This window comes from Flectobacillus major DSM 103 (genome assembly GCF_000427405.1).
GTDB classification, from domain to species: Bacteria; Bacteroidota; Bacteroidia; order Cytophagales; family Spirosomataceae; genus Flectobacillus; species Flectobacillus major.
In genome coordinates this window covers 180,499-202,055 of record NZ_KE386491.1, presented here as the reverse complement: position 1 = coordinate 202,055, position 21,557 = coordinate 180,499, and the positions used below count along the sequence as shown (strand labels likewise).

The 21,557-nt window shown below is 38.1% G+C and carries 18 protein-coding genes; 4 read left to right on the top strand and 14 right to left on the bottom strand.

Features of this window, described 5'->3' with window-relative positions; genetic code table 11:
- Positions 1 to 97: 97 nt before the first annotated feature.
- Positions 98 to 1,342, bottom strand: a complete 1,245-nt coding sequence (locus tag FLEMA_RS0102840) for a hypothetical protein (protein WP_026994150.1) — start codon at positions 1,340 to 1,342, stop codon at positions 98 to 100.
- 117 nt (positions 1,343 to 1,459) lie between these two features.
- Complete coding sequence (locus FLEMA_RS0102835; protein WP_026994149.1) at positions 1,460 to 2,623, bottom strand: acyltransferase family protein; 1,164 nt, start codon at positions 2,621 to 2,623, stop codon at positions 1,460 to 1,462.
- 355 nt (positions 2,624 to 2,978) lie between these two features.
- Here FLEMA_RS0102835 and FLEMA_RS0102830 point away from each other — a divergent pair, with 355 nt between their 5' ends.
- Entirely contained in the window at positions 2,979 to 4,649 is a 1,671-nt protein-coding gene (locus FLEMA_RS0102830) for a dihydrolipoyl dehydrogenase family protein (RefSeq protein ID WP_026994148.1), read from the top strand.
- A gap of 93 nt (positions 4,650 to 4,742) precedes the next feature.
- A complete protein-coding gene (gene hslV, locus FLEMA_RS0102825; RefSeq protein WP_026994147.1) occupies positions 4,743 to 5,282 on the top strand; it encodes an ATP-dependent protease subunit HslV in 540 nt (179 codons plus the stop codon).
- A gap of 112 nt (positions 5,283 to 5,394) precedes the next feature.
- Here hslV and FLEMA_RS0102820 read toward each other — a convergent pair whose 3' ends face one another.
- Complete coding sequence (locus FLEMA_RS0102820; protein WP_026994146.1) at positions 5,395 to 5,853, bottom strand: DinB family protein; 459 nt, start codon at positions 5,851 to 5,853, stop codon at positions 5,395 to 5,397.
- A gap of 211 nt (positions 5,854 to 6,064) precedes the next feature.
- Between FLEMA_RS0102820 and FLEMA_RS0102815 the strand changes: the two genes are divergently transcribed.
- Positions 6,065 to 6,700 carry a peroxiredoxin gene (locus FLEMA_RS0102815; protein WP_026994145.1) on the top strand — a complete coding sequence of 212 codons (636 nt, stop codon included), beginning with the start codon at positions 6,065 to 6,067 and terminating at the stop codon, positions 6,698 to 6,700.
- A gap of 101 nt (positions 6,701 to 6,801) precedes the next feature.
- Here the strand turns inward: FLEMA_RS0102815 and FLEMA_RS0102810 are convergent, their stop codons facing one another.
- The 4 genes from FLEMA_RS0102810 to FLEMA_RS0102795 form a co-directional block, all read right to left on the bottom strand.
- Entirely contained in the window at positions 6,802 to 7,812 is a 1,011-nt protein-coding gene (locus FLEMA_RS0102810) for a glycosyltransferase family 2 protein (RefSeq protein WP_026994144.1), read from the bottom strand.
- 147 nt (positions 7,813 to 7,959) lie between these two features.
- On the bottom strand, positions 7,960 to 8,349 hold the full coding sequence (locus FLEMA_RS0102805) for a hypothetical protein (protein WP_026994143.1): 390 nt from the start codon (positions 8,347 to 8,349) through the stop codon (positions 7,960 to 7,962).
- 101 nt (positions 8,350 to 8,450) lie between these two features.
- Positions 8,451 to 9,743 carry a glutamate-1-semialdehyde 2,1-aminomutase gene (gene hemL / locus FLEMA_RS0102800; protein WP_026994142.1) on the bottom strand — a complete coding sequence of 431 codons (1,293 nt, stop codon included), beginning with the start codon at positions 9,741 to 9,743 and terminating at the stop codon, positions 8,451 to 8,453.
- Positions 9,744 to 9,790: 47 nt separating this feature from the next.
- Positions 9,791 to 11,401, bottom strand: a complete 1,611-nt coding sequence (locus tag FLEMA_RS0102795) for an ABC transporter substrate-binding protein (protein ID WP_026994141.1) — start codon at positions 11,399 to 11,401, stop codon at positions 9,791 to 9,793.
- A 128-nt stretch (positions 11,402 to 11,529) separates the two neighbouring features.
- Here FLEMA_RS0102795 and FLEMA_RS0102790 point away from each other — a divergent pair, with 128 nt between their 5' ends.
- Positions 11,530 to 11,982 (top strand): GNAT family N-acetyltransferase, encoded by a 453-nt coding sequence (locus FLEMA_RS0102790; protein WP_026994140.1) that lies wholly within the window; start codon positions 11,530 to 11,532, stop codon positions 11,980 to 11,982.
- Between the two features lie 133 nt (positions 11,983 to 12,115).
- Here FLEMA_RS0102790 and yidC read toward each other — a convergent pair whose 3' ends face one another.
- The 7 genes from yidC to FLEMA_RS0102755 form a co-directional block, all read right to left on the bottom strand.
- Positions 12,116 to 13,972 (bottom strand): membrane protein insertase YidC, encoded by a 1,857-nt coding sequence (gene yidC, locus FLEMA_RS0102785; RefSeq protein WP_026994139.1) that lies wholly within the window; start codon positions 13,970 to 13,972, stop codon positions 12,116 to 12,118.
- 205 nt (positions 13,973 to 14,177) lie between these two features.
- The gene (gene pyrG, locus FLEMA_RS67315) at positions 14,178 to 15,830 is read right to left on the bottom strand and encodes a CTP synthase (RefSeq protein WP_044170678.1); all 1,653 of its coding nucleotides are present in this window, start codon (positions 15,828 to 15,830) and stop codon (positions 14,178 to 14,180) included.
- Between the two features lie 178 nt (positions 15,831 to 16,008).
- Positions 16,009 to 17,223: a glycosyltransferase gene (locus tag FLEMA_RS0102775; RefSeq protein ID WP_026994138.1), complete on the bottom strand. Its 1,215-nt coding sequence runs from the start codon at positions 17,221 to 17,223 to the stop codon at positions 16,009 to 16,011.
- A gap of 24 nt (positions 17,224 to 17,247) precedes the next feature.
- Positions 17,248 to 18,348, bottom strand: coding sequence for a glycosyltransferase family 4 protein (locus FLEMA_RS0102770; RefSeq protein ID WP_026994137.1), 1,101 nt, complete (start codon positions 18,346 to 18,348; stop codon positions 17,248 to 17,250).
- A 160-nt stretch (positions 18,349 to 18,508) separates the two neighbouring features.
- Positions 18,509 to 19,798, bottom strand: coding sequence for an aminopeptidase P family protein (locus FLEMA_RS0102765; RefSeq protein ID WP_026994136.1), 1,290 nt, complete (start codon positions 19,796 to 19,798; stop codon positions 18,509 to 18,511).
- 18 nt (positions 19,799 to 19,816) lie between these two features.
- Positions 19,817 to 20,584, bottom strand: a complete 768-nt coding sequence (locus FLEMA_RS0102760) for a class I SAM-dependent methyltransferase (RefSeq protein WP_026994135.1) — start codon at positions 20,582 to 20,584, stop codon at positions 19,817 to 19,819.
- A gap of 186 nt (positions 20,585 to 20,770) precedes the next feature.
- The gene (locus FLEMA_RS0102755) at positions 20,771 to 21,532 is read right to left on the bottom strand and encodes a 3-keto-disaccharide hydrolase (RefSeq protein WP_081681245.1); all 762 of its coding nucleotides are present in this window, start codon (positions 21,530 to 21,532) and stop codon (positions 20,771 to 20,773) included.
- Positions 21,533 to 21,557: the final 25 nt, after the last annotated feature.

Genomic DNA, 21,557 nt, shown 5'->3' with positions numbered 1-21,557 from the left:
GACACATCTTTAGTTGCAAAGCGTTACGCCTCTAAGGGTAAAAAGTATATTCAAAAATAATAACTCATGTTTTGCTAAAAATAATTGCAGAGGCTAGCTAGGCATTTACCCCTTTGTATTTTTTGAGTACCATATTGAGCCAATAAATCACCCCAAAGAAAACAATCAATTCGAGGGCATATTCTATCACAAATTTTATTTGAAGGAAATACTCGTACGATAAAAAAGGCTTCCCAATTCTAAACCAAAGTGACACCTGTACAACTGCCGCCGCTTGTATCAAAAACGAAATAATCAATAACTTCTTATCTTTCAAATCCATCAATGAAAACAACAAAGGCATGGCATAAATAAAGATATAGTTTGAATAAGAACCTATCTGAAACAACATCATTACCCCAAATATCACGACCCAAACCATCGGAATAAATTGTTTTAATTCAAGATTTTTTAAACGAAATGCCTGCCACGACGACACAATAATAATGACAAATAATCCAATCCAGTTGAGCATTCTGATATTGAATTGGGCTATCCATTTACCCAAAAACGGATACATAACCGACCATACATTGGGACACATCGGCTCTTGTGCCAACTGAATAGGCATTAAAAAAGTAGTTCCCCCAAAATAGTACAAAATAGCCAATGAAGGCAAACCCAAGCTCATCATTCCCAAAACGAAGTTCTTTTTATCGCTTAGTTTCAAGAAAAGCGGTGGCACAAACAGTACAAAAAAGGCTTTTGTGACCAATAGCCCCAACGCAACAGTAAGCCCTAGTACAAAGGCCGATTTACCTTTTTGCCACAAATACACCACCAAACACGCAAAACCCCACATCCAGATGTCTTCTTGTCCACCCAAAACGCAAAAAATATACGGCCCCGGAAAACACAAATAAATCAATGCTTTAAAAATATTGCTTGGCTTATTGGTAGTTCCATACGTTTTGATGGTGAGCCATAATACCGCCAACTCAACCACAATCATGAGCAAAGTAACCGCCCGAGCGGTATCCCAAAAAATCAATGGAATAGCTGTAATATAAGCAAATAAAGGTGAATAAAGCGAGTCGAAATCACGATAAACAAATTGGAGTTGTTTGGCCTCCTGAGCCGAACGCCAGAAAATCTGAACATCGGATTGGGCATCGTAGCCATAGAAAATATATACTACCCAAAAAGGTAAAAATCTAAACAAAAAAGCCAATACCAAAAACGACTTTTTTTCTCCTTGCTGAGCAAAGGTTTGTTCTAACCAAGGACGATAACGAAAAGCTAATACAGCAATAATACTTAGCGTTAAGGCTATATAGGCTTTGTTATAAATAATTTCGTACATAAATTTTTTAATAATCGTGAGAAAACCTTTTCGATAAAAGGCTCATAAACAACTGTATATTCTTAGGTTGCTGGCTATACAATTGTACAAAAGTAATAAAGAGTACACTCAGGTTTGTTAAAGCTTTCCACTTTTTATAAGAGCAAATCGATGCTTGAGCTTCAAAAATGGCTTTTCTAATAGCCAATACGATAACGCCGATACCAGTAACGTAAATGGAATCGACACTCCGTACATAACAAGGTCGGTTAGCCAAATATCTTCTCTTCGTACAAAGTAAATACAGATTTTAATAGCAATTACAATACCAATCGAATGAAACATATACAAGCCATAAGATATTTTGCCTAAATACTCTAAGACAGGCCATTGCAACGACACTATACTTTGGTTGTTTACGGCCAAATTCATCAGTAATAACGCAAATATCACACTATAAAACTCTTGATTGATGGCTGGCAAATATACCTCCCAACTAAGGCATACTAGCAACAACACCCAAAGGAATAATTGCACAGGTTTTGAGAAAATGGTACGCACGAGCTTACTATCTAAAAAATAATAGCAAAGGTACGCTGCGGCTGCTCCCAAAATCATACACGTAAGCCGTAACGAGTGTAGAAACGCATGTAAATAGAGCCAACCTCCTGTTTTGGGGATCAATGTAACTCCCAAAGCCCTGAGCAAAAAAAAGAAGATAAAAATCCCTAAGAAAATCCACCAAATCTTCATTCGCAATGCGATATAGTCGATTTTGGCAACTACCCAAGGCCAAAAATAATAAAATTGCTCTTCTACGCCAATCGACCAACTCTGAGAGATAAAGGGAATATCAGGATATACTCCTACTACCAAGTTGGGCAAAATTAATAAAAATAACAGTAATTTTTGACCAAAATCTTCTGATAACCATTCTGTTTCATTAGGTACACTCATCCACGAAATATGCGGAAAGACAAAAAAACCGAGCAATACCACAAAATAATACAAAGGCCAGATTCGGAGGATTCGCCGTACATAAAACGATTTAATAGCGATTCGCTTGGTTTGGTGTTTTTCTTCAAGCAACAAATAGGTTATCAAAAAACCACTTAGTACAAAAAAAAGAAATACGCCCAATGGCCCAATCATTCTGACAAATCGAAGGTGAAAAAAGTGCCTTGCGAAACCAAATTTTTCTTTGAATTGTTCTATATGATGAATGATAACAAAAAAAGCAGCGATAAAACGAACTCCATTAAGATTGGGAAAAAATAATGTCTCAGCAGATTTTTGCTTCATTAGAAATTGTGATAGGTTGTCTTTGAATTTTAGATGATACAAAATTACACCATCTATTTTTATTTATAGAATTCATAAGTAAAAACTATCATGAAAAAAAAAAGACAAAATTATATTTTTCAAAGATAACTTTTGAAACCAATGCTTTAGCCTTATTTTTGAACTTTGAAAGATAGCAAGTATCAAGCATTGAAAAATGTTTTTTAATGGGTAATCTAAGTATTCAAATATATTGCCTAGCTTAGTGCCTTGTTTTATCTTTGTATTTACGTAAAACGGTCTTTTAAATCCCTTTAATTAAAGATTGATGCAACGATTCGTTGCTTCGACCATAAATTTCCTATAACTAAGAATCATGGCAGAAATTATTACGATGCCCAAAATGAGCGACACCATGACAGAAGGTGTTGTGGCAGAGTGGCTCAAAAAAGTTGGCGACCAGCTCAAGCCAGGTGACGGCCTAATAGCAGAAATCGAAACAGATAAAGCTACAATGGAGCTTGACTTGGACGAAAGAATGGATTTGAGCAATTTTAAAGATGGTAGACTTTTATACATTGGCTTAGAAAAAGGTAAAGCTGTGCCTGTTGATAGCATTATCGCTATTATCGGCGAAAATGGCGAAGCATACGAGCATCTTTTGAGTGGTGCCTCTGCTCCAGCTGCTCCTGTTGCTGAAGCTACTGCCGAAACCCCAGCCGCTGCTCCTGTTGCTGCTGCCCCTGCCGTTGATACTTCAAACATCAAAGCCGAAGTTATTGGTATGCCTAAAATGAGCGATACCATGACAGAAGGTACTTTGGTAGCTTGGCTTCGTAAAGTAGGTGATGTTATTAAACCTGGTGAAGCTCTTTTGGCCGAAATCGAAACAGATAAGGCTACCATGGAGTTTGACTTGGATAACTTCATTGATGTTACTAAATATGCTCCTTGTACACTTTTATACATCGGTATTGAAGAAGGCAAAACTGTTGCTGTAGACGACGTAATAGCTGTAATCGGCGAGCCTGGTGCCAACTACCAAGCATTGCTTCAAGGTGGTGCTCCTGCGGCTGCCCCTGTTGCCGCTGCTGCTCCTGCTACCGCTGCAACACCAGCTCCTGTAGCTGCTGCTGCTCCTGTTGCCCAACCAGTTGCTGTAACTTCAGCCGACGGACGAGTGAAGGCGTCTCCATTAGCTAAAGCTTTGGCCAAAGACAAAGGTATCAACCTTGGTGAAGTAAAAGGCTCTGGCGAAAATGGCCGTATCGTAAAAGCCGATATCGACGGATTTGTACCAGCCGCTAAAGCTGCTCCAGCCAAAACTGCTGCTCCGGCCGCCGCTCCAGCTACTATTTTAGGACAAGAAAGCTACGAGGAGTTCTCTGTAAATCAAATGCGTAAAACCATCGCACGTCGTTTGTCTGAGTCTAAGTTCTCTGCTCCTGAGTTCTATTTAACCATGGAAATCAACATGGACAAAGCGATTGCAGCTCGTACTTCAATGAATGAATTTTCTCCTGTGAAAATCTCATTCAACGATATGGTTATTAAAGCTGTTGCTGCCGCATTGACCAAGCACCCTAAAGTAAATTCTTACTGGTTGGGCGACAAAATCCGTATCAACCACCACGTACATATTGGTATGGCTGTGGCCGTTGAAGATGGACTGTTGGTTCCTGTAATTCGCTTTGCTAATACAAAATCACTTTCACAAATCTCGGCTGAGGCTAAAGATTTGGGAGGAAAAGCAAAAAATAAACAATTACAACCAAAAGATTGGGAAGGTAATACTTTCACAGTAAGTAACTTGGGGATGTTTGGTATCGACGAGTTTACGTCTATCATCAACCAACCAGAATCTTGTATCTTGGCTGTAGGTGGTATCAAAGAAACTGTTGGTGTGAAAAACGGACAATTCTATGCTACTAACGTAATGAAAGTTACGCTTACTTGCGACCACCGTACTGTTGATGGTGCTACGGGTGCTGCGTTTTTACAAACATTCAAACAATTGCTTGAAGACCCAATCAAATTGTTAGTTTAGTATAACTGGTTTTTATAAGAAAGATGAAAGACAAAAGATTACATTCAGGTGAAGTCTTAGTCTTTCATCTTTCTTTTTTTATGTCTTTTCAATATGGAAAAAATTAGATCAACAACCGTCTTGGCGGTGGTACACAACGGCGAAGTAGCAATTGGAGCTGACGGACAAGCTACCATGGGCAACACCGTAGCCAAGAACCACGTAAAAAAAATCCGTAAACTGCTTGATGGCAAAATTGTAACAGGATTTGCTGGCTCAACAGCCGATGCCTTTACACTCTTAGAACGCTTTGAAGAAAAACTCAATGCCTATGGGGGCAATATGAAAAGGGCTAGTATAGAATTGGCCAAAGACTGGCGAACAGACCGCTATTTGCGTAAACTTGAGGCTATGATGGTAGTGGTAAACAAAGATGAAGCATTGATTATTTCGGGAACAGGCGATGTTCTTGAGCCTGAAAATGGTATTGCGGCTATTGGTTCAGGAAGCAATTATGCGTTGTCGGCAGCTTTGGCTTTGAAAAAACACGCCCCTCATTTATCGGCAGAAGCTATGGTAAAAGAAGGCTTAACTATTGCCGCAGATATTTGTATCTATACCAATCATAATTTTACCATTGAAAAACCTATATAAGCAAGTTTTTTGTATTATTGGGTAGTTTAGATACATGGTTTTACTGATTACTGGACAATTGCTTATGATAGAACCAGTAATCAGTAAATTTAGGAATCATCTAATAATCACCTCAAAATCCTTCTCGGGTATAAATAATAAAATCAGTAACAGGCAAGGTTTCGACTTTCCCTTTCAAATTACTGACCAACTGCCCACGATGATACCCCGAATGAAATAACAAATGGGTCATAATTTCATATAAACTCGATTGAAAAACCTCTCCTTTTGAATTAGCATAAGTAAGTGTTTTGCCCCACGACAATTCATCTACCTCCTCTATCAACTCCAACCATCGCTTTGAAATCTGTCGCAATAGAATCACAGAATCAGACAAATCACGCTTTTCCCATAAAGGAATATAGGTGTTGTCGTCTTTTACCCTATTATACCAATTGAGATGTGCAGCCAAAATATGAGAAAATAACTCCAACGACCTGTTATCGGTTCGCTCCATCGATTGTAAAGCAATAATAACTTGCTCGTTGGCCCAAGACTCGTACTGAAAAAGTTTTGTAAAATGGTATTTCATCGTAGCGATTTCTTCGTTTTAGTGTGATTCTGAATTATATGAACAAAATAGTAAAAAATTGTCCTATTCTTTGTAAATTAGTCAATATCTTTTCAAAAGTTCTGATTTTTATCAATCTTTTGAAGATTTCTAGCATGAATATGAACCATTTTAAAAACAATCTTGTAAGTTTATAGACTAGTTAGAGTATAAACCTAAAACACATAATACCATGTCATTAAGATTAGGAGATATTGCCCCAGATTTTACAGCATCAACAACTCAAGGAACAATCAATTTCCATGAATGGATTGGTGATTCTTGGGCATTGTTATTTAGTCACCCAGCCGATTTTACACCAGTATGTACTACTGAATTAGGTAAGACAGCTTTGCTAAAAGGTGAGTTTGAAAAAAAGGGTGTAAAGGTAATTGCGGTATCGGTCGATGACCTTGACTCTCACAACAAGTGGGTTCCAGACATTGAGGAGGTAAACGGTGTAAAAGTGAACTTCCCTATTATTGCCGACGAAAACCGTAATGTTGCTACTTTGTACGATATGATTCACCCAAATGCATCTGAAAAGGCAACCGTTCGTTCGGTATTTATTATTGGGCCAGATAAAAAAATCAAATTGACTCTTACTTACCCAGCTTCGACAGGTCGTAATTTCCAAGAGCTTTTGCGTGTAATTGATTCTTTGCAATTGACTGCCAACTACCAAGTTGCTACACCAGCCGACTGGAAAGATGGTGAAGATGTAATTATTACGCCTGCCGTAAAAACTGAAGATGCCGCAGCCAAATTCCCGAAAGGATTTACGGTAATTAAGCCTTATTTGCGTACTACGCCACAGCCTAACAAATAATTCGCTGATGGATTTTGATATGATTAGGTTGTATTTTCTGTAAAAAGAAATACAACCTAATTTTTTACATTCTTACCACAATATATTCTGGATAAAGATCATTAGGAAGGATAATCTATTTTTTCACCTGTTTGTTTATATCCTTTTTCTTCAAACAATTTTTTCCAACCTTCGGTCATAAACCCTATTCCATAGCCAATCAGTTGAACAAATACCGCAACAATACTCAGGAGTCCTACCCAAACGCTTTTGTTTTTGATACTAGAATCGGTAAAATTGAGAAGTACATAAATACCCAACAAAGAAATGGCTAAGTAAAACATTGGCATACTAATAAAGTACCACAATGGAATACTAAAACAAGCCAAAGTAAATACCATAGGAAAAGTATGTATTAGCTTTAATTCTTTAGGGAAGAAACGACTAATATTGATACGAGCTTTTCCAAAAAAACGTAATTGACGGTAAAATTGAACAAAACTTGTACGGCGTTTATGATAAATAAAAGCCTCAGGAATCAAACCAGACTTAAAACCCAATGAAATAGCCCGAATCGAAAACTCTATATCTTCGCCCATACGGGTTATAATAAAGCCTTGTGTTTTTTTCCAGACATCACGCGATAAGCCCATATTAAAGCTTCGTGGATGAAATGTACCTCCTAGATTTTTCTCGCTTCCACGAATTCCTCCTGTTGTAAATAACGAGGTCATTGAATAGCTAATAGCTTTTTGAATAGGCGTAAAATTAGGATGGTCACGGTCGGGGCCGCCATAAAGGTCGAGAAATTGCTTATTCAGTTGTTTTTCTACAATTTCTAAATAGTTAGGTTCAATTAAAGCATCGGAGTCGAGAATGATAAAATAATCGCCTTTGGCATATTGAAAACCCGTATTGCGAGCAAAACCTTGTCCAGTATTTATCTGATAATAATACTGAATATCAAGTCTTCCCCGAAAATTTTCTACAACTTGGTCGCATTTAGTAACCGAACCATCTTCAACAATAACTACCTCAAAATTTTTATAAGTTTGCTTAACCAAGCACGCCAAAAGTTCCTCAACTTCATCGGGACGGTTATAGACAGGAATGATAATAGAATAATTACGCATAACAAATGCTGCTCGGAGGGATTTAGTGATTGATAATCAACACAGTATTTTCTGATTATGTAACCAATTGTTCGGTATTATCAAACTGGTTATTGCTTTTTTATCAAGAACGCATACAATTGCTCAATCACCGATTTTGTGTCTGGTTTATTGCTCTTTAATATATTTCTTTTTTACGGTCATTTCCCAATCGCCAAAGCTACCATATAGTACCATCGAGCCAAACCTGAAGTTATCGACAATCTCTGTGCCTTCAGAAACGCTATTATAAAAATCCTTATCTACAGGAATCTCGAAGTCGACTGCATTAACGGCATCTTTGATATGTTTTTTGATACTCAATGAAAAATGCGATTGTTTGAGCCTAATTTTAAGAATATATTTAGGCGACTTGGCAAATCCTTCGGCCTGAAGCGTTTGTAATTGCTTTTTCAAAGCGGCATTTTCCTGTCTTAATTGGTCGAGTTCTTCTTTGTTTCCACCACAAGAGCTAAGTGCAAAAATGCTAATTACAAGAAAGAAAGCTAGCTTTTTCATAAAAGAAGGGGCTGTTTGATTGAGAAAGAAATATATTTTGTCAAGAAATAACCCCGCAGGCTACCAAAACCTACGGGGATAATAGTACTGAATACAAATTTTTATCCAATAATTTCTTTCAAGCTTTCGTAGTTAGCTTCCAATATCTGAGCAACGTGGTTGTCGGTCAAAGCCGTAGAAATAAACATAGCTTCGTATTGCGATGGAGCTAAATAAATACCACGTTTGAGCATGGCTTGGAAGTATTTACCAAAAAGAGCGGTGTCTGAGGTTTTGGCATCTTCAAAGTTATTGACAGGTTGTTTGGTAAAGAAAAGCGTAAACATCGACCCAACATGGTTAAGGGTATAATTGAGTCCAAGTTTTTGCATATTTGCCTTCATACCTGTAGTAAGCGTATTTCCTACTTCTTCTATTCGGGTATAAACCTCTGGATGTTCGTTCAAATAAGTGAGCATAGCTTGGCCAGCGGCCATAGCAATAGGGTTACCCGAAAGTGTTCCTGCTTGATACACAGGCCCCGCAGGCGAAACACAATCCATAATTTCACGCTTGCCACCATAAGCCCCTACAGGCATACCTCCACCAATAATTTTACCCATGGTAGTCATATCGGGTGTAACGCCACAACGTTCTTGAAACCCTCCTTTAGCCAAGCGGAATCCTGTCATTACTTCGTCAAAAATCAAAACAATACCTTCTTGATCACAGATTTGGCGTAAACCTTCCAAGAAACCCTCGGCAGGTTTTACCAAGCCCATATTGCCTACAACAGGCTCAAGAATAATACAAGCGATTTGGTTCTTGTTGGCTTCTACTAATGTTTTTACGGCCTCTAGGTTGTTGTATGGAGCAGTAAGAGTATCGTTGGCTACGCCTTTGGTAACTCCAGGGCTATCTGGATGCCCAAATGTAATTGCACCCGAACCCGCAGCAATCAAAAATGAATCGCCATGACCATGATAACACCCCTCAAACTTGATAATTTTGTCACGACCTGTATAGCCACGCGCTACTCTAATAGCCGACATTGTAGCCTCTGTGCCAGAGTTTACCATACGGACTTTTTCGACAGAAGGCACTATAGAAGTAATCAATTCGGCCATTTCTACCTCGCGGCGAGTTGGAGCGCCATACGAAAAGCCTCTTTGAATAGCATCGGCAACGGCTTTTTCTACCAACTCATTGGCATGCCCCAAAATCATAGGCCCCCACGAATTGATTAATTCAATATACTGATTATCGTCTTCGTCATACAAATAAGCCCCTTTGGCCGATTTGATAAAAAGCGGATTGCCACCTACTGCACGAAAAGCCCTTACAGGTGAGTTTACACCTCCAGGGATAAAGTTTTTGGCTTTGTCAAAAAGTTCTTGGCTGTTTTTAGTAGTCATGTTGTTGTGATAGAAATTACAAAGAGGAAGTACTCTAATTTTCTATGTTATTTTACTAATACAAATTTATAATTTTCAAAAGTCGTAATGGGTACAATCTGGTTATCTTGTGATTGTGTATAATCAAAACCAGCTAGCGAATAATTAGTTTTGTAAGTATCTAGGTTATCTAGTCCTTTTTTGAAATCAGCTCCATATTTATTCAATAAACGTCCCCAAAAGAGTGTAATATCGTACCCTTCAAAAGCATAGTAAGAAGGAATTACCCCATATTTGGCCAAATAATCTTTACGAAATTTATCTACTTCTGGTTTTTCACCGTCAATATATTCAGGGTCGATACAGTAGATTTCTCGGCCTGCTACTGTAGTTGCACTCAAGCTTGTAGCATTAAAAGCTTCGGCAGTGGTTATTAATGGAGCGTTATTTTCTTTTTTGGCCAAGGCTGTTAGCATGGCCAAACCCGCTTTTTTGTCGGAGGTTGCCAAAAACACATGACTTACTTTTTTATCAGGAATTTTGGTAGCAATCACTTCAGAATTTGAGCTAATTTTTTCAAAAGCTACAATATCATACCCTTTGTCTAATAAGAGTTTTCTATAAGAAACCGCCATACTCGAATCATTGTTTGATGAGGTATAATAGATGGCTGCATTTCTACCTAAGAATGCTTGTTTATTAACAAAGTCTACGGCTTTTTGGGCTTGCATGGCTGTAGATGGCTGTACCAAAAAGGACTTATCAAAAATTTCTAACAATTTGGTATTATTAGAAATAGGGTTTATAATCGGAATTTGATTATTTTCACAAAAGAGATTAGCATATTTGTTGGTTTCGGCATACAACGGCCCCACCAGTAGGTCGCTTAGTTGAAAGTAAGAATTATTCATCAATTCTAGCATCTCATCGGGGTCGTTCGACATTTCATATACTGTCAGATTTACCGAAATATTCTCTTTTTGTAGTTGAGCTTTGGCCAGTTTAGCACCCTGATACATATCGAGTACGTATTGGTTGGCTCGTCTTGGGCGGTCGGGGTTAATATCGGCCAAACCTACGGGAAGTAAAAAAGCAAAATTCAAGTAGCCTTTTGTTTGGCGAAATTGTTGAATAGCAGCGGTCGATGATATACTCGCATTTTGATTTTGTAGTCGCTCTTTAAGCACGCTCTCGTTGGGGTACTGTGCTAGCAAAGTACTAATAACCTTTGTATCCTGTAGCTGAGCTATATAATAACGCTTCATTTCGGCAATATCGTCCTGAAGCGACTCCTCACTGATTTGTTCGGCTATTTTAAAGGCATTGCCATATTCTTTGTTTTCAAAAGCCACTTGAGCCAACAAATAATTAGCATCGGCTCTTTTCTCCCAATTAGGGAATCTTAATAGAAGGTTTTGAAGAGTAAGCTTGGCCTCGGCTATTTTAGCAAGTTTAATGGCAGAAAGGGCATTGAAATAATAAGAATATGGAACAAGAGGATTATTGAACCGTAGATTACTCAATTGTCCGAAAGCTGTTTTGGCTTTCTCGAATTCATTATTTTGGTAAAAAAGCAAGGCTTTCTTATATTGAGTCTCGTATTCGGTTATATTGCTTTGAGCATTAGTAAAAAAATAGGTGAATGTTGAGAGCAACATCCCTAGCAATATTTTTTTCATATTAATTCAATTTGTGATTTACAAATATAATAAACTTTGACGAAGGAAGAATCAGGAATGTTAAATGACTACAATATTGTTAAATTTACAGAATATATACACACAGAATAGCTAACTTCTTCGACTATATGAATATAAACTGGTACAGCAAACATTTTAGAAATCTTACCACAACCGAATTATACCAAATATTACAACTCCGTTGTGAGGTATTTATTGTTGAGCAAAATTGTCCTTTTCAAGATTTGGACGGCAAGGATTTTAAATGTCATCATTTAATGGGCTTTGATACCGAAACCCAAAAAATTGTAGCCTATACTCGGATTGTGCCTCCGGGGGTATCGTATGATGAAGCATCGATTGGTCGAGTAGTAACTTCGCCCAGTGTCAGAAAATTTGGTATAGGCAAAGAGCTAATGAATAATTCCATTGACTTGGTAGAAGAGTTGTATGGTGGTGCTTCTATCAAAATTGGGGCTCAATTGTACCTACAAAAATTTTATGAATCGTTTGGCTTTTTACAAAGTAGCGATGTTTATTTGGAAGATGGCATAGAACATATCGAAATGCTCAGAAATTAATACATAAAATAAAGAGGCCGTCAATCGTTGAAAATTGACGGCCTCTTTGTTACTTAGATGTGAAAGTATTGATGCTATATTATCAGTTTTTTCAATCATTCACTCCTAATTATGATGAAAAGGTACTTCGTACCTATTTCTTCTTTTTCGGATTGGCTTGTTGTTGCTTCTGAGCTTCTTCAACAGCTTTCATTTGTTTAGAAAGATATTCCGAGAAGCGTGATTTTTTGCCACCACCTGCTGCAATTTTCTTTCTATTTTCTTCCAAAATCTGTTTGATTTTGTCTTCATCTACAAACTTACGAATACCGATTTGTTGTAAAATCGTTACCAAGTTTGACACAAAATAGTAGAAACTCATACCTGCTGGTAAAGAGTTCATCACAAACATAAAGATAACAGGCGTAATATAAGCCATTTTCTTCATGTCGATAGGTTGTCCTACTTGGTCAGGCGTATTTTGGTTGTTATAATAACCGTAAGCCACACTCGAAATAGTCATCAATAAAGTAAACAAACTGACGTGGTTGCCATAGAATGGAATACTGAATGGCAAATCCAACACCGAGTCGAAGGTTGAAAGGTCATTTGCCCACAAGAAACCCTCTTGACGAAGATTGATAAGGTTTGGAAAAAGCATAAATACAGCCATCAGAATAGGCATAGTAGCCAATACAGGTACACAACCACTGAGTGGGCTTACGCCTACTTCGCCATAAAGTTTCATTTGAGCTTGTTGCAATTTTGCTGCATCGTCGCCAATTTTTTCTTTGATAGCATTAAGTTCTGGCTGCAAAATTCTCATTTTGGCCATACTCACATACGACTTATAGGTAAGTGGTAATAAGGCAAATTTGATAATCAATACCAATGCAATAATCAATAACCCGTAATTACTAAATACATTTTCGAGTACGTTGAACAATGGTACAAATACATAACGTGTAATTGGCAAGAAAATATCGTAGCTCAACTTTACGTTTTTGCCAAAACCTGGGGCAATATCCTTGATATAATTGTAATCGTTTGGTCCAAAATACCATTGGTATTGTCCTTTGTTTGATTTCAAATCAGCCAATGACAACTCCATGTTGGCACGAAGAGTTTTGATATTCAAGCTATCTTCAACGTTGGGTGTACCCCAAATCTGAGCTTTTTCAACAGGCGTATTTTTAGTAATAAAACCCGACAAAAAGTATTTTTTCTTGAATGAAACCCATTTCAAAGGTTTTTCGAGAGTAGCATCATTGGCACTTGTTGGATTTTCGGCAAGTTGGTCAAACTCCTCGTCCTCTGCAATCAGGTAGTTTACAGTAGCCTTACGGTTTTCGTTAAGGTCTTTTTCGGTAGCGTGTACTTCTTCAACCCAGTTGAGTTTGGCAGGCTGGTTTTTCAAAATACCATCCAATCCTGTCAATTTTGTATTTTGGTCAAGCAAGAAACCCGAACCCGCCAAGGCGTACGACTGCTCGATAGACTGACCATTGCCCAAATCAAGGGTAAAAGTTACCTTTTGAGTTTGGCCTTCGGCTACTATGCCACCTTTCGACTGCGTAGAAAAGTACAACTTGTTGATATCGATATTTCCTTTGTTGGTAGGTAATTCAAATGAGATTTTATCAAAAGAATCATCAAAGATGGTCAAAGGGTTATTCTTATTGGCAGCAAAATCCTTGTATGTTTTGTAGTTTTTCAACAACACCTGTTTTACTTTACCTCCTTGTGTCGAAAAAGTAACTTTGATGTCTTTGTTTTCTAAAACAACCTCCTGAGCAATACCTGTAGCTGCACTAGCAAAATCGCCAGCGGCAGCCTTTAGGGCCGAGGTATCGACAGTAGTAGGTGTAGCAGCAGGTTTGGCAACAGAAGCTTTTGCTGTTTGTGTTTTTTCGATGGGTTGGTTTGGTTCAACTTTCGGGGCAACGAAAAACTGGTATCCCAGCAACATAGCCATAATCAATAATAGCCCCGTGACTTGATTTCTATCCATTTAGTTTTTTGTTTTGAATTGCTTATCTTCTTTCGAGCAATGCTTGTGTGATATTTAATTATAATGTTTTCGAGAAACTCCCGAAATAGAGACTGCTTGCCCCGATTAAAGAAGAGTTGCATAAATAAAAATGCACCACCATAAACTTTTGGCGGTGCAAAATTACAAAGAACTTACTTAGTAAGTTATATTTTTTTATAAAAGGTTATTTAGAAGTTCCTTTTATTAATGGAATTGCATTTTTGAGAGCCGCTTTTACAAAATGTACAAACAATGGAGCTGGATTTAGCACCGTTGATTTGTATTCTGGGTGAAACTGAACCCCAATAAAATATGGGTGGTCTTTTAGCTCGACAATTTCAACCAAGCCCGATTCGGTATTGATACCCGTTGGGATTAGCCCTGCGGCTTTGATTTGGTCGTAATAATTGTTGTTAAATTCATAACGGTGACGGTGACGCTCTTGGATATTGAGTTTACCATAAATATGATGAGCCAACGAACCTTTTTCGATTTTACAGCCATAAGCACCCAAACGCATCGTACCGCCTTTGTTGGTTACGCTTTTTTGTTCTTCCATAAGGTCGATTACTGGATGAATCGTTTCTGGATTCATTTCAGAAGAATGAGCTTCGGCCAAACCTAATACGTTACGTGTAAATTCAATTACAGCACATTGCATACCCAAACAAATACCAAAGAATGGTACTTTGTTTTCACGAGCAAATTTTACTGCGTTGATTTTTCCTTCAATACCTCTTTCGCCAAAACCTGGAGCTACCAAGATACCATCTAACTGAGCCAGTTTACTTTCAAAGCCAGGCTCAACCAATGTTTCAGAAGAAATCCACTGAATATTTACTTTTGTTTCGCAAACAGCCCCCGCATGAATAATGGCTTCGGCAATAGATTTATAAGAATCTTTTAACTCTACATATTTACCTACCAAACCAATCGTAATCTGTTCTGTTGGATTTTTGAGTTTACCAAGAAAACCCTTCCATTGCTCTAGGTCGGTATCACGATCGTTATAAATATCTAATTTGTAAAGAGCTCTTTGGTCGAGTTTTTCTTTACGCATCAATAATGGAACGTCGTAAATGGTTTCAGCGTCCATGGCCTCAATCACATCGTTGGCTGATACGTTGCAGAATAGGGCAATTTTGCGACGCATTTCTTGAGGGAGAGGGTGCTCGGTTCTACATACCAAGATGTCTGGTTGAATACCCGATTCAGATAGCTGGCGAACAGAGTGCTGAGTAGGTTTGGTTTTTAGTTCACCTGCCGAAGCCAAATAAGGCACAAGGGTAAGGTGAATAAACAAGGTGTTTTTCTCGCCTAAATCCCATTTCAATTGACGAGTTGCCTCAATAAATGGAAGCGATTCTATGTCGCCTACACAACCTCCAATTTCGGTAATAACAATATCGTACTGACCTGTTTCACCCAACAAAAGAATACTTCTTTTGATTTCGTCGGTGATATGAGGAACCACCTGAACGGTTTTTCCCAAATAATCGCCACGACGCTCTTTGGTAATAACATTGTAGTAAATTCGTCCTGTTGTAATATTGTTGGCTTGCGAAGTCGGAACACCCAAGAAACGCTCGTAATGCCCCAAGTCAAGGTCTGTTTCTGCACCATCGTTGGTTACATAACATTCGCCATGCTCATAAGGATTTAACGTCCCTGGATCAATATTGATATAAGGGTCGAATTTTTGAATGGTTACCGATAAGCCTCTGGCTTGCAGAAGTTTAGCTAATGATGAGGCAATAATACCTTTGCCTAATGAAGAAGTCACACCGCCCGTAACAAAAATATATTTAGCGGTTTTAGGTTGCCCTTTACCTGACATTGTAAGAAATGATTGATTTGTGAATTTTCCAATGAACGAAAGTCCATGGACGTTTCAGATTTTTTAAAGAAGTATTTATTTAACAAAATCTGAAACTATGGTTACGGGATACAAAGGTAAGAAAATTACTTGGAAGTCGGAGGCTTTTTAGGTGAAGTTTTTTTGAACAGTTTGATTATCAGCCTACTAGATTATAAACTTTTTTAAGAAGCGTTTTTGCATAATTCTTATCGGTATTTATTTGAGCAAAGGCTTGCATCTTGGCGGTATCGCCAATACTTTGTTTTGTTTCTAGTAAAAATTGTATTTTTTCTTGGAGGTCCTTTTTATTATGGATGTCGAGGCTGATACCCAACTCATGGGCTTGCACCATTTGTCCCATAAGGCCAAACTGATAGGTAATAATAGGCTTTTGAGCCAAAGCCGCCCGTACCATCACGCCACTCATACCTATATGTTTTTGGTAAAGGGCTATAATATAGTCGGACACAGCGAAGAAAATGTTAATTTCTTCGTCATAAATAAATCTATCCACTAAGACAATTTGCATTTTAGGCTTTATTCCTAAAGCTTTTCGTTTTTCATCGAATAGCTTTCTTTCGGTAGCCTCCCAATTACCAACGATCAACAAACTTCCTTTGTCGGCCAACGAATCGGGCAATGCCTCAATAGCATCCATCATTTGCCCAATACCTTTTCGGCTATCCAAAAAGCCAAATATCAGAAATATCTTTTTGTTGGCTGCTATGCCCAATGATTGCTTAAACGTTGGTAAAGCAATATCTGAAGGCGGAAATACCTCTACGGGGTCTGGTAAAGCTGTTACCTTGGGTATATTCCAGTTTTGTTGAATATATTCAGCCGCAAAAGGATCTAGGCTAAAAAGCTGAACAAGCTGTTTTTTGCCTAAAAGAAGCCTTAGTGTGATATTTTTTCTGATATAATTAATTCGTTCTTTTAACGAATCGGGTTGATAGTATTGTAATGTAGGTCTAAACAAAATACCCGAAAATGTACAAGGGGCTTTTTGCTGGGTCAGTATAGCTGGCTGAAGGTGGTCGATATACATCAATATACCATGAATCGCTTCAAACGCTGAGGCATATTTACAAAATAGAGCCCACTCATAAAAAGTTTTTTTGAGTGCACTTGGTTGGTTTTGCCAATTTTGCCATTCTTCATGACTGATACTCTGCCAAATCACTTTGTTGTTTGGCAGGCCAAATTGCTCTATAATATTAGGGTATTTTTCAAAAAAAGCAGGGCTAACAATTGCGACCAATCTAAAGGGTTGGTCTTGTGTTAAGTGATACGAAGCTAAGTGCATCAAATAGCTTGGATGATGACCGCTGGCATCTAAATCAAACAAAATAATATTACGAAAATCAGTCATTGATATATCTTTGGTTGGATGTAGTTATAGTACGCTACGGTACACATCTAGGGTTTTCTGGGCTGTTTGTTGGGTCGAGAAGTCATTTTGACGTAAAAAACCCTTTTTCACAAGCGATTCTTGTAGGGCTTTATCCAATAAAACCTCTTCTATACGGGCTGTCATTTCGGCAACACTGTCGGGATTAAAATACCACCCTGCGTCTTGTGCCACTTCTGGGAAGCACGAGGTATTGCTCAATATAATAGGACAGCCACAAGCAAAGGCTTCAAGAATAGGAATGCCAAATCCTTCGTAGCGTGATGGATAAACAAAGGCCGTAGCTTTTTGGTAGAGGTTGAAAAGGGTATTATCGGCATGAAAGGTAATTTGTTGCACACGCTTTTCTAGCCCTAAAGCCTGAAGGCGTTGTACTTCTACTTCGTTGAACTTCCCTCCGCCTGCACATACCAAATGGAAATCTTTGTGCTTGGCAAAGATAGGCACAATAGCCTGCAATAGATTGTCGAAGTTTTTGTAGTCATTACGAGTGCCAAGATACAAAAGGTATTTTTCGGGTAGCTTGAGGTGGCTGTTGACATACGGCGACATACTTTTGAAGGTAGAAGCGTGTGGTACAACATCTATTTTATCTGCCGATATCCGATAAAATTCCATTAAATCTTGCTTGGTATTTTCGGAAATAGCAATGACTTTACTGGCTTTATCTAGCAACAGTTGTTTATTTTCACGAGATACATTATCGAGATGTCCAAGATTAAAACGCTCTTTGATGAGGTCATGATACGTTAAGACAAACGGCTTATTACCAATGTGTTTGAGATGATACGTATGAAAAAAGGTAGGATGAAAAACATCAAAATTACCTTTTTGAATAGCCCTAATACTTGTGAGTCGATTGGTTCTAGAAACAAGCATACTTGTGGGCATAAACCCAAATATATACTTGTAAGCCCATGGCTTTTTTACTGTACTTTCTTTTAGATATTCATTATTAGAAAAGTTAATAGAAAGACTAACCTCTTCACCCATTTTGGAAAGTGTTTCCATTAAATCGTGAAAATACCGAGCTATTCCGCCATATCTTGAGCCAGAAAAGGCTTGATGGTCATACAAAATTTTCATACGCAATAAATCAAAACGGGCATTAAAGTGTTATTGAACCAATTGAAGTGGGTACAATATTAGAAACAAATCGAGCTAAGACAAATGCACAAAGTGGTTTTACCCTTTGTGCATTTGTCTTAGTTATATAATGAGGTGTTGTTCCTCATTATTTTGTTTTTTATGAATTCATCAAATCTTCGATTTCATCGGCATCCATCGGAATATTGCCCATAAGGTCGATATTGCCATCAGCTGTAATCAAAACATTATTTTCCAGCCTTACGCCTAATCCTTCTTCTTGAATATAAATACCTGGCTCAATCGTAAATACCATACCAGCTTCAAAACGGCGATATCGGTTCCATACATCGTGTACATCTAACCCCAAATGATGCGAAGTGCCGTGCATAAAGTATTTCTTGAATAATGGTGCTTCAGGGTTTTGATTTTTAACATCTGTTTTATCAAATAACCCTAAGCCTATTAGTTCTGCTTCGATAAATTTTTCTACCTCGTACTGGTATTCACTCCAAAGAGCACCTACCTGCAAAATAGACTTAGCAAACTTGAAGGCACGATGTACGGCATCATATACCTGACGCTGCCGAGCCGTATATTTACCATTAACAGGAATAGTACGTGTTAGGTCGGCATTGTAGTTGGCATATTCTGCAGCTACGTCTAATAACAGTAAGTCTCCGTCGTTACATGGGCGGCTGTTTTCGATATAGTGCAAAACACAAGCGTTGGCCCCTGATGCTATAATAGGCTGATAAGCAAAACCTTTCGAGCGGTTTCTTACAAATTCATGTAACAATTCGGCTTCTATTTCGTACTCAGCAACACCCGGTTTTGTAAATTTCAGTAATCTTCTAAAACCAAGTTCGGTAATACGAATAGCCTCGCTTAACTGTGCTATTTCAATAGAATTCTTGATAACTCGCAATTGATACATAAGCGGAGCTACACGCTCAAGGTGATGCAAAGGATAATGCTCTTTTACCCACTGTATAAATTTGGCATCACGAGTTTGGACTACCGAGCTATTGCGAATATGCTCGTTGGAATTGAGATAAATATTATCGGCCTCAAACACCAAGGTAGTGAGTATTTGCTCAAATTGACTCGACCAATAAACTGTTTGAATCCCCGAAACTTCCCGAGCGTGTTCTTTTGTATATTTATAGCCCTCCCAAATAGCAATTAATTCAGAAGTTTCACGAATAAACAGAATTTCACGATGTTTTGGGTCGGGACTATCAGGAAACAACAAAACGATAGTTTCTTCTTGGTCAATACCACTCAGGTAAAACAAATCCGAATTTTGTTTAAAGCCCATTGTGCCGTCGGCATTGGTAGGCATTATATCGTTTGAATTGAAAATCGCAATGGATTTCGGTTTCAATAGTTGGTTTAACCTAGCTCTATTTGATACAAATAGTTGGCTGTCAATCGGTAAGTATTTCATTGATGAGTGATATTGCTATTATTTCTTTTCACATAAATAAATAATCTCTTCTTTAGGCAAAGCATATTTTTCTACCAATTGCTGAGGCATTTCCATCACAAAGCGGTCTTGGGTTACATGCCAGCCTCCTTGTTCAAGGCGTTTGTCATAATCACGGCCAAAAATACGGAAATGGTCATCTTGTTTAAACAAACGTTCTCTTTCTTTGGGGTCTGTAATGGTTTTATCTTCAAAAGTGGTAGCTAATTTCCAATCTTGTGGCGATTGCATAATCCCCCAACCATTGGGTTTTAGCACTCTACGCATTTCTTGCATACAACGAATATCGTCGTCGACATGCTCCAATACATGATTACAGAATACCACATCGAACGTATTATCGTCGAATGGAATATTGTGCAAGTCCATTTTTACTTTTGCCAAAGGCGATTCAATATCGGCCGTGATATAATCGAGATTTTTCATTTTCTCGAAACGGTCGATAAAACAGTATTCAGGGGCAACATGAAGTACTTTTAAATTCGCTTTGAAGAAATTGGTTTTTTGCTGAAGATACAAATACATTAAGCGGTGACGCTCTAGGGCAAGACAATTGGGACAAAGGGCGTTGTCTCTAGGTTCGAGGCGACCATAGGGGACAAATTTAGAAAAGGTAGAGCCACAAACCGTACATTCAACTTTGTTACCACGCAAAAAAACAGCGTATGTTTTCATGGCAAAATGGCTAACCAATTGTAAATATTTACGAGGAATGTTTCGGAGTGTCCAGCTAATGATTTGTTTCATGGAAATAATTAAGGAATAAATTTTACGCAAAGGTAAAAAATCATTCTCAATTAAGTCTTATTAATTATGAAAAGAGGACGTAGGGCAAACGTTTCGGTATGAAACCGCACACAGAGGGCATCAATAATGACTTATAGCCATAAAAATAGAGGCATTGGCCTAGCCAATGCCTCTGAGAAAGATATATTACAATTCTCTTACCCAAACATTACGGAAACTAACGGCATTACCGTGGTCTTGCAACGAAATAGGGCCTTTGGCACCATGTACAGGATTGGTTGGCTGACCAATATAGTTGGTTACTCCCTGGATTTTAGTATGGTTTTGAACTACAATACCATTATGAATTACCGTAACATAACCTGGTGTTTCGATACCGCCATTGACTGTAAAACGTGGGGCAGTATAAATAATATCATAAACATTCCAGTTGCCTTGTTTAGACGTAGCGTTTACCAATGGAGGCGTTTGTTTATAAATAGAACCCGCCTGGCCATTTCTGTAAGTTCTGTTTTGGTACGAGTTCAATACCTGAACCTCATAGATACCATGCAAAAACACACCGCTATTACCTCTTCCTTGGCTTTTCACGTTGTCTGGTTCATTTGGCGAAAGCCACTCGATATGCAACTGACAATCGCCAAAATGTTTCTTTGTAGAAATATTACCCGTACCTTTTACCACCGTAAAAGCACCGTCTTTTACCTCCCATTTGGCAGCACTACCATCTTTTACCGACTCCCATTCGTCAAGATTTTTGCCATCAAACAATACAATAGCATCCGAAGGAATTGCCCCTGGTGTTACTACTCGTACTTCTGGGTCCCAGTATTCTGTTGCTTCTGGCTTTTCAGGATTTTTTTGAACAAAACGGCTATCTTGTGCTTGAACTTTTAACCCTAAAAGACAAATCGCCGCACTAAAAATTACCCTCTTCTTGATTTTCATTGGAAAAATTGTTTAAGTTTAAAAT